This window comes from Solilutibacter pythonis (genome assembly GCF_003697345.1).
Taxonomy (GTDB): Bacteria; Pseudomonadota; Gammaproteobacteria; order Xanthomonadales; family Xanthomonadaceae; genus Solilutibacter; species Solilutibacter pythonis.
Genome location: NZ_RFLY01000008.1, coordinates 39,337 through 48,287, shown reverse-complemented (window position 1 = coordinate 48,287; position 8,951 = coordinate 39,337). Strand labels below are relative to the sequence as shown.

The 8,951-nt window shown below is 64.5% G+C and carries 9 protein-coding genes; 2 read left to right on the top strand and 7 right to left on the bottom strand.

Annotation, left to right across the window (positions count from 1 at the left end; translation table 11 throughout):
- Positions 1 to 3 precede the first annotated feature (3 nt).
- The 4 genes from pstA to pstS (EBB59_RS06950) form a co-directional block, all read right to left on the bottom strand.
- The gene (gene pstA, locus EBB59_RS06965) at positions 4 to 894 is read right to left on the bottom strand and encodes a phosphate ABC transporter permease PstA (protein WP_122101434.1); all 891 of its coding nucleotides are present in this window, start codon (positions 892 to 894) and stop codon (positions 4 to 6) included.
- Positions 894 to 1,856, bottom strand: coding sequence for a phosphate ABC transporter permease subunit PstC (pstC, locus tag EBB59_RS06960; RefSeq protein ID WP_122101433.1), 963 nt, complete (start codon positions 1,854 to 1,856; stop codon positions 894 to 896). Before pstC ends, pstA begins: the two co-directional genes overlap by 1 nt.
- A gap of 91 nt (positions 1,857 to 1,947) precedes the next feature.
- The gene (gene pstS, locus EBB59_RS06955; RefSeq protein ID WP_122101432.1) at positions 1,948 to 3,030 is read right to left on the bottom strand and encodes a phosphate ABC transporter substrate-binding protein PstS; all 1,083 of its coding nucleotides are present in this window, start codon (positions 3,028 to 3,030) and stop codon (positions 1,948 to 1,950) included.
- Positions 3,031 to 3,285: 255 nt separating this feature from the next.
- Entirely contained in the window at positions 3,286 to 4,275 is a 990-nt protein-coding gene (pstS, locus tag EBB59_RS06950; protein ID WP_122101431.1) for a phosphate ABC transporter substrate-binding protein PstS, read from the bottom strand.
- A gap of 375 nt (positions 4,276 to 4,650) precedes the next feature.
- Here pstS (EBB59_RS06950) and EBB59_RS06945 point away from each other — a divergent pair, with 375 nt between their 5' ends.
- The gene (locus EBB59_RS06945) at positions 4,651 to 5,949 is read left to right on the top strand and encodes a porin (RefSeq protein ID WP_122101430.1); all 1,299 of its coding nucleotides are present in this window, start codon (positions 4,651 to 4,653) and stop codon (positions 5,947 to 5,949) included.
- 204 nt (positions 5,950 to 6,153) lie between these two features.
- Here EBB59_RS06945 and nth read toward each other — a convergent pair whose 3' ends face one another.
- The 3 genes from nth to EBB59_RS06930 form a co-directional block, all read right to left on the bottom strand.
- A complete protein-coding gene (nth, locus tag EBB59_RS06940; RefSeq protein WP_122101429.1) occupies positions 6,154 to 6,795 on the bottom strand; it encodes an endonuclease III in 642 nt (213 codons plus the stop codon).
- Between the two features lie 125 nt (positions 6,796 to 6,920).
- Positions 6,921 to 7,283 (bottom strand): hypothetical protein, encoded by a 363-nt coding sequence (locus EBB59_RS06935; protein WP_122101428.1) that lies wholly within the window; start codon positions 7,281 to 7,283, stop codon positions 6,921 to 6,923.
- Positions 7,283 to 8,065, bottom strand: coding sequence for an enoyl-CoA hydratase/isomerase family protein (locus tag EBB59_RS06930; RefSeq protein ID WP_122101427.1), 783 nt, complete (start codon positions 8,063 to 8,065; stop codon positions 7,283 to 7,285). Before EBB59_RS06930 ends, EBB59_RS06935 begins: the two co-directional genes overlap by 1 nt.
- A gap of 141 nt (positions 8,066 to 8,206) precedes the next feature.
- On the opposite strand from EBB59_RS06930, the gene EBB59_RS06925 reads away from it, so the two are divergent.
- The gene (locus EBB59_RS06925; RefSeq protein ID WP_122101426.1) at positions 8,207 to 8,899 is read left to right on the top strand and encodes an FKBP-type peptidyl-prolyl cis-trans isomerase N-terminal domain-containing protein; all 693 of its coding nucleotides are present in this window, start codon (positions 8,207 to 8,209) and stop codon (positions 8,897 to 8,899) included.
- Positions 8,900 to 8,951 lie beyond the last annotated feature (52 nt).

The following is an 8,951-nucleotide window of genomic DNA, read 5'->3' as shown; positions in this document are numbered from 1 at the left end:
AGATTAGTCATGGGTGATCTTGTTGCGCAGCAGAATGGCGCGGGCGAACAGGCTCACGGCGAGCACGAACAAGGTGATGAACAGCGCGCCGGCCCAGGCGATGTGCTCCCAGTTCTCGAAGCCGGAACCGGCGAACTTGTACATCACCAGCGGTACGGCGGACATCGCGCCGTTGGGGTTGAGGCTGAAGAATTCGTTGCCGAAGGCGGTGAACAGCAATGGCGCGGTCTCGCCGGAAATGCGCGCCAGCGCCAGCAGGATGCCGGTGACGATGCCCGGCAGCGCCGAGCGATACAACACCTGCACGATCACCTTCCATTGCGGCACGCCCAGCGAGAGCGCGGCCTCGCGCATCTGTACCGGCACCAGGCGTAGCATCTCGTCGGTGGTGCGCACCACCACCGGCAGCACGATGAAAGCGAGGGCGACGGCGCCGGCGATCGCCGAGAAGCGGCCGCCGGTCTGCATCACGAACATTGCGTAGACGAACAGGCCGAGGACGATCGAGGGCGCCGAAAGCAGGATGTCGTTGACGAAGCGCACCGCCGTGCCGAGCTTGGCCCGGTTGCCGTATTCGGCAAGCCAGGTGCCGGCGGCGATGCCGAGCGGCGTGCCGATCATCACCGCCATCGCGCACATCATCAGGCTGCCGACGATGGCGTTGCGCAGGCCGCCTTGCTCCATCGGCGGCGGCTGATCCATGGTGAACAGCGCCAGGTTGAGATGGGCGATGCCCTTGCTGATCAGCGTCCACAGGATCCAGCCGAGGAAGAACAGGCCGAACAACGCGGCCAGATTGGCCAGGCTCACCGCGATGAGATTGGTGAAGCGGCGGCGGCGATAGAGGGCGTCGGCCTTCTCGAAATCCTTGGGCTTGAGCGCGGTGGCGTTCATCAGTTGCCCTCCTTCTGAGAGAGGCGCATCAGCATCAATCGCGCCAGCGCCAGCACGATGAACGTCACGATGAACAGTACGAAGCCGAGCAGCAGCAGCGCCGAGCGGTAGGTCTCGGTGGCCTCACCGAAATCGTTGGCGATGAGCGCGGCGATGGTGGTGGAAGGCTCCAGCAGCGAACTGGTGAATTGCACGCTGTTGCCGATCACGAAGGCCACCGCCATCGTTTCGCCGAGCGCGCGGCCGAGGCCGAGGAAGATACCGCCGATCACCGCCGAGCGGGTGTAGGGCAGCACGATGTCCCAGTTCACTTCCCACTTGGTCGAGCCGAGCGCGTAGGCCGACTCCTTGAGCCGGGAGGGCACGGTCAGGAAGACTTCGCGCATCACCGAGGAAATGAACGGAATCACCATGATCGACAGCACGATGCCCGAGGTCAGCATGCCCGCGCCGATCGGCGGGCCCTGGAACAGTTTTCCGATCACCGGGATCGGGCCGAGATGGCTGTCCAGGTATGGAATGACGTGTTCGCGCATGACCGGCATCAACACGAAGAAGCCCCACATGCCGTAGATGATCGACGGGATGCCGGCGAGCAGCTCGATCGCCGTGCCCACCGGCCCGCGCATCCAGCGCGGCGCCACTTCGGTCAGGAAGAAGGCGATGCCGAAGCTGACCGGCACGGCGATCAGCATGGCGATGATGGCGGTGACGATGGTGCCGTAGATCGGCACCAGCGCGCCGTATTTGTTCTCGACCGGGTTCCAGTCGCTTGAGGTGAAGAAACGCCAGCCCTCGCTCGACAACACCTCGCGCCCGCCCCACAGCATTGATAGCGCCGCGGCGGCCAGGGTGAACAGGACGAAGATCGAAGCGGCCGTCAATAGCCAGCGGAAGGTGCTGTCGTTGCGTGCGTCCTTGGCATCGCGGTTGCTGGGAGCGGGCAGGGAAACTGCATTCATCGGAAAGGCTCGATGCGGGAGGCGCCGGAAAAGCGTGCTTGCGCGAACGACGGGAAGCGACGCGCGCTTCCCGCCGGCGTTCGTGCGCGGATTACTTCAACGAGGCCCAGTAGGCTTCGATCTGCTGGACCAGCTCCGGCGGCAGCGGCACGTAATCGAGCGTCTTGGCCTGCGCCTGGCCCTGCTCGAACGCCCACTTGAAGAAGTCGAGCGTGGCCTGCTGGCGCACCGCATCCTTCGGCTGCTTGTAGATCAGCATGAAGTTGGTGGCGGTGATCGGCCAGGCGTCGGCACCCGGCGCATTGGTGATGACCAGGTTGAAGTCGCTGGCGTTGGCCCAGTCGGCGCTGGCGGCGGCGGCCGAGAAGCTGGCGGCGTTTGGTTCCACCCAGTGGCCGGCGGCGTTCTGCATCGAGGCATACGGCATCTTGTTTTGCAGCGCGTAGGACAGCTCGACGTAGCCGATCGAGTTCTTGATCTGCTTGACATAGGCGGCCACGCCTTCGTTGCCCTTGCCGCCCATGCCGACCGGGAAGTTCACCGTGGTGCCTTCGCCGACCTTGCCCTTCCAGTCGGCGCTGACCTTGGAGAGGTAGTTGGTGAAGTTGAAGGTGGTGCCGGAGCCGTCCGAACGGCGCACCACGCTTATCTTGTCCTTCGGCAGCGTCACGCCGGGGTTTTCGGTGGCGATCCTGGCGTCATTCCAGGTGGTGATCTTGCCGAGGTAGATGTCGGCCAGCACCGGGCCGGAGATGCGCAGCTTGCCCGGCTCGATGCCTTCGAGGTTGAACACCGGCACCACGCCGCCGATCGCCGAGGGGAACTGCGCCAAGCCGGCCTCGGCCAGCTCCTCGGATGAGAGCGGGCGGTCGGTGGAGCCGAAGTTCACGGTACCGGCCTTGATCTGGGCGATGCCGCCGCCGGAGCCGATCGACTGGTAGTTGACCTTGTTGCCGGTGGCTTTGTTGTAGTCGGCCGACCAGCGCGAGACCAGCGGGTAGATGAAGCTGGCGCCGGCACCGGTGATGTCGGCGGTGACTTTCTCGCCCGCGGCGGCGGCCGGCGCGTTGCCGGAGGCGTTCTGGGTGCCGTCGGCGGCGGGTTGATTGCAGCCGGCCAGGACGGCCGTGGCGGCAAGGGCGAGGGCGGTGAGACGCACCGGATGGAAATTCATGTGGGCTCCTGTTGAGCAGGGAATAGATCCGCGCCGTGGGCGGTGCGTCTATGGGACGATTTCAATGTGACAATACGATTACTATCCGTCACAAATCTCGTCGCAATTCCGTAATGAATTGAAATTCCAGTGTTTTTTGGGTTCTTTGGTAGCCGTGTCGGTTTTGCTCCCCATGCGTCCGGGTCGTTTACGTCATCGCAAAAAAAGCGCGGGCCCGAAGCCCGCGCAAAGAGGGTCTTGCACGGAGGAAGAGGCTCAGTAGGCCATGTTGGCCGACCAGTAGGTTTCGATCTGCTGCACCAGGGTGGCCGGCAGCGGCACGTAGCCGAGCTGGCGGGCCTGCTGGCCGCCGTTGGCGTAGACCCAGCGGAAGAACTCCTTGGCGGCCTTGGCGCCATCGGCGTTCTTCGGTTCCTTGTGCATCAGGATGAAGTTGGTGGCGGTGATCGGCCAGCTTTGCGCGCCCGGCGCATTGGTCATCACCAGGTAGAAGTCCTTCGAGTCGCTCCAGTTGGCATTGGCGGCGGCGGCCTGGAAGCTCTGCTCGCTCGGGTTCACGTAGTTGCCTGCCGAGTTCTTCAGGCGGGCGTAGGCCAGCTTGTTCTGGATCGCGTAGGACAGCTCGACGTAGCCAATCGCGCCGCGCATCTGCTTCACGTAGCCGGTCACGCCCTCGTTGCCCTTGCCGCCGATGCCCACCGGCCACCTCACCGAGGTGCCTTCGCCAACCTTGGATTTCCATTCCGGGCTGACCTTGGACAGATAGTTGACGAAATTGAAAGTGGTGCCCGAGGCGTCCGAGCGGCGCACCACGGTGATCTTCATTTCCGGCAGGTTGACGCCGCCGTTGAGCGTGACGATGCGTGGGTCGTTCCACATCGTGACCTTGCCAAGGTAGATGTCGGCCAGCAGGTCGCCGTCGAGCTTCATCGCGCCGGCGCTCACGCCCGGCACGTTCATCACCGGCACCACGCCGCCGATCACCGACGGAAACTGCGCCAGCTTGAACTGCGCGAGCTCCTTCGGCGCCAGCGGGGCGTCGGAGGAGCCGAAGTTGACCGTGCCGGCCTTGATCTGGGCGATGCCGCCGCCGGAGCCGATCGACTGGTAGTTGATCTTGTTGTTGGTGGCGCGCGCATAGTCGGCCGACCACTTCGACATGGCGGGGTACACGAACGAAGCGCCGGCGCCAGTGGCCTCGGCGGCCTGGACGTTGACACTCATGCCAGCGGCGATCGCCAGCATGGGAAGAGAGGTCTTGAGGAGGTTGCGCACGAGTGACTCCGGTTAGCGAATGAAAATGGCGGGATTGCAAGGCCGCCATTCGACCCGGCTTTGATGACAAAAACATGTTGTGCGGATGACACGTGGGTGACATATCGATATCGGACGATTTTGTTTTCGTATCGCCCGATTTCCTGATTTGTCCGGCAAGAGACGCGCCGCTGGAGGCTTTGCGAGCGGTTGTCCGGAATGTCATCCAATTGACATGTGGATGGCATGAAATTGTCATCGGGTTCGGACACCCTGGCCGCGCCTTGACGGTTCCTTAACGCGCCGCGCGCCGCGGCGGCTTTCTTCCACCTTTCAAATTCCCCACACAAGACTTCGGAGTCACCCATGCGCGTTTCCACCTTGGCCATCTCGCTGGCGGTCGCCGCCGGCATCAGCCCGGCCGCCTATGCCCAGAACGTTTCCAGCAGCGAATTGGCCGCCCTGCGTCAGCAGATCGCCGAGCTTCAAGCCAAGGTCGCCGAGCTAGAAGTGCGCGCCGAAGGCCAACAGGAAATCAACGTCGCCAACAAGGAAGAGTTCGACAAGCTGGCCGACAACCTGCCCAAGGTGGAGACCAAGGGCGGTATCAAGATCACCTCGCAGGACAAGAAGTTCGAGGCGTCGCTGGGTGGCCGCATCCATTTCGACACCTATGCCTTCGACCGCGACATCGCTCCCGTCACCGGTACCACCGAGTTCCGCCGTGCCCGCCTGACCTTGCAGGGCAAGGCGCTGGGCTGGGATTACAAGATGGAGCAGGACTTCGCCGCCGGCACCAACCCCGATGGCTTCCGTGACGTGTACATCGCCAGGAAGATCGGCCCGGGCAAGCTGACCATCGGCCATTTCAAGCCTTACCGGTCGATGGAGGAACTCACCAGCTCGAACGAAATCCTGATGATGGAGCGTCCGCTCTCCTCGGCCACCGGCCTGTACAGCGGCCGCCAGTTCCAGCAGGGCGTTGGTTACAGGATGAGCGCGCCGAATTACACCATCGGCGGTTCGTTGTTCAATCTGCGCAGCGCTTCCAGCACGCGCAACGAAGGCATCGGCTTTGCCGCGCGCGGCACCTGGGCGCCGATCAACGATGCCGATAACACCCTGCACTTCGGTCTTTCGTACAGCAATGAGAACAGCAACCAGGCGACTCCGACGCTGTCGGCCGTTGCCAACTACGCGGGCCGTCGTGGGCCGTCGCAGACCATCGCCAGCATCAACGCGGGCAGCGCCAAGAGCGTGAGCGTGATTGGGCTGGAAGCCGCCGGGGCGTTCGGCCCGGCCTTCTTCCAGGCCGAATATGCCAATGCCGATTTCAGGATGCCGATCGGCCCTTCGCAGAAGGTCGATACCTGGTACGTGCAGGGTAGCTGGCTGTTGACTGGCGGCCATAAGCCGTACAAATCCGATACCGGCATATTCGGGTCGGCCGCGGTGCCGGAAGGCGGTGCCTGGGAGTTGACCGCGCGTTACGACACCATCAAGAACAAGCGCATTGCCAATCGCGAGGCCAGCTCGGCGATCCTCGGCGTGAATTACTACGTCACCCCGAATCTGCGCTTCATGTTCAACTACACCCGCGGCAACAACGAAGTCAACAACGACAAGACCAACCAGTACGCGCTGCGCACGCAGTTCGCGTTCTGATCGGTCCGGTTGCGAAGGAAAACGAGCGCTCCGTAGCGACCGAACCGCCCCCCGGAAGTTGGATGAGTGTTCAATTTCCGGGGGCGGTTCGTTTGCCGGGGCGTTTCCGCTGGTGTGTGAACCTGCCGCTGGGTTGCGAGGCTCGGTGATCACCATCGTCCCGGTAGGTTTCTGTTGGCGTGCGCGGGCCTGCCGCCAGTTGGCTCAGGCGGCTGCCTGCGCTTTCTCGGGCCAGTGGCAGAGGTCGAGGATCGGGCACAGGCCGCAATCGGGCTTGCGCGCCTTGCAGATGTAGCGCCCGTGCAGGATCAGCCAGTGGTGCGCGTGGCGTAGGTATCCGGGCGGCACGCGTTCCAGCAGCGCGTCTTCGACCGCGCGCACGTCCTTGCCCGGCGCCAGCCCGGTGCGGTTGGCGACACGGAAGATGTGGGTGTCCACCGCCATCGTCGGCTGGCCGAAGGCGGTATTGAGCACGACGTTGGCGGTCTTGCGGCCGACGCCCGGCAGCGCCTCCAGCGCGGCGCGTTCGGCCGGCACTTCGCCGCCGTGGCGCTCCAGCAACAATTCGGCCAGCCGCGCGACATTCGCCGCCTTGGTGTTGAACAGGCCGATGGTGGCGATGTAAGGCTTCAGCCCTTCCGCGCCCAGCGCGGCGATCGTCGCTGGCGTGTTGGCGATAGGGAACAGCCGTCGTGTCGCCTTGTTGACGCTGACGTCGGTGGCCTGGGCGGAGAGGGCGACCGCCACCAGCAGTTCGAATGGCGTCGAATATGCCAGCTCGGTTTTCGGCTCCGGCTCCAGGTCGTGCCAGCGGCGGAAGGCTTCGGTGATCTCGGCCGCGCTCATCAAGGTGGATTCGCACGGTGTTTTCTTTGCCGCGGGGGGGCTTTTCGATACGGGTTTCTCGGCCGATGGTTTTTTCGACGGCGTTTTTTTCACCGCCTTGCCGGCTGGGATGTTCTTTGTGGGTGTCATCGTTTGGCCTTGGCCAGCGCGCGGGCCAGCGCCGCCGCCGCCGCTCCGGAGAGTGCCGGTTTGCCGGTAGGGCCATTGGCAAGGGTGTCGGACTGGCGTTGCCGCCGCTCTCCGGCCTGCCGCGCCAGTCGGGCGGCGCGGGCGCGGTGGCGTTCGCGCGCGGCCAGCGCGGCCAGGCGTTCGTCGCGCACACGCTTCAGGGTGGCGATGTCGGTGTCGGCCAGGCCGGCGCGATACGCGGTTTCCGAATCGCCCGGCCAGTCCAGCAGCCCGAGGCCGAGCGCGGCATCCACATCGTCTTCGTTCAAAGCCGTGGCGATGGCGGCGAGGTCGATGCCGGGAGTGGTGTCCGCCGCCATCAACGCCCCTTGAAGGCGGGGGTGCGCTTGTCGAGGAAGGCCGAGGTGCCTTCGCGCATGTCCTCGGTGGAGAACACCAGGCCGAACTGGGCCGATTCATATTCCAGACCTTCTTCGATACCGCATTCGCCGCCGATGTTCACGCAGTCGAGCATCGCGCGCAGCGCCAGCGGCGCGGCGTTGGCGAGTTGGGTGGCGAGTTTCATCGTTTCATCCATCAGTTCGGCCGCCGGCGCCACGCGGTTGACGATGCCGAGTTCGCGCGCGCGTTCGGCGTGGATGGGCGCGCCGGTCAGGCACAGCTCCAGTGTTGCCGCGCGGCCGGCCAGCCGCAGCAGGCGCTGGCTGCCCCCGAAGCCGGGGATCAGGCCGAGGTTGATCTCGGGCTGGCCGAGCCTGGCGGTGTCGGCGGCGATCCGCAGGTGGCAGCACATGGCGAGTTCCAGCCCGCCGCCGAGGGCGAAACCATTGATCGCGGCGATCACCGGCTTCGGCATCTTTTCCACCCGCCGCATCATACGTTGCCCGCGCAGCGAGAAGTCGCGCCCTTCCACCGGCGTCAGGCCATTCATTTCGCTGATGTCGGCCCCGGCGACGAAGGCTTTACCGCCCGCGCCGGTCAGCACCACCACGCGCACCTCGGCATCGCTCGCGGCTTCATCGAAAGCGCGGTGCAGGGCGCCGAGGGTGGCCGAATCGAGTGCGTTGAGTTTGTCGGGGCGGTTGACGGTGAGAGTGCGGATGCCGTCGCGGGTTTCGATCGAAAGCGGGGAAGCGGACATGTTGCCTCTTGGTGGGAAAAGTCGCGGGAACCAATGCCGGGAAGGGTAGTCTGATGCTGTCAGTGGCGGTTAAGGCCGTGGCTGATTATCCTAGCGCGTTGTTTGCGGGCATGATGTCCGCCCCACATCAAGAGGAAATCTATGAAATTGCGTTTGCTGGCTGCCGCCGTCGCGGCGCTCACCCTGACCGCGGGCGTCGCCGGTGCGCAGGACATGAATTCCGAGAAGGGTAAGCTGAGCTACGCCTTTGGTTATGACTTCGCCCGCAATCTGGCCGAGAGCGGCGAGCCGGTCGATACCGCCGCGGTGGTGAAGGCGGTGCAGGACGGCCTGGCCAAGAAGCAGCCGGCGATCACCCCGGAGCAGGCCCGTCCGGCGCTGGAGGCTTTCCAGAGGCGCCAGCAGGCCAAGGCCCAGGCCGCGCAGGCGGAGTTCAACAAAGTCGCTGGCGAGAACCAGACCAAGAGCACCCAGTACCTCAACCAGTTCAAGGCCCAGGCCGGTGTGAAAACGCTGCCGGGCGGCGTGATGTATCGGGTGATCGGGAATGGCGCCGGCGCCAAGCCGACGCTTGCCAATACCGTCTCGCTGGAGGTCAGCGGCCCGTTCCCGTTCGGCCAGCGCCCGCAGCAGGCCCAGCCGGCGCAAACGCCCACCATCAAGGTCAGCGAGATCGAGATGCAGGCGATGCGCGATGTCATCACCCAGATGCCGAGTGGCGCCAAGTGGGAAGTCGCCTTGCCGCCCGACAAGGCTTTCGGCAACGACCCGCGCTCGGGTTTTCCGCCGAACGTGGCGGTGACTTTCGAAATCAAGCTGGTCAGCATCAAGTAAGACCGATGGCAGAATGGAACGCCGGCCTCGCGCCGGCGTTTCTCTTTGTGCG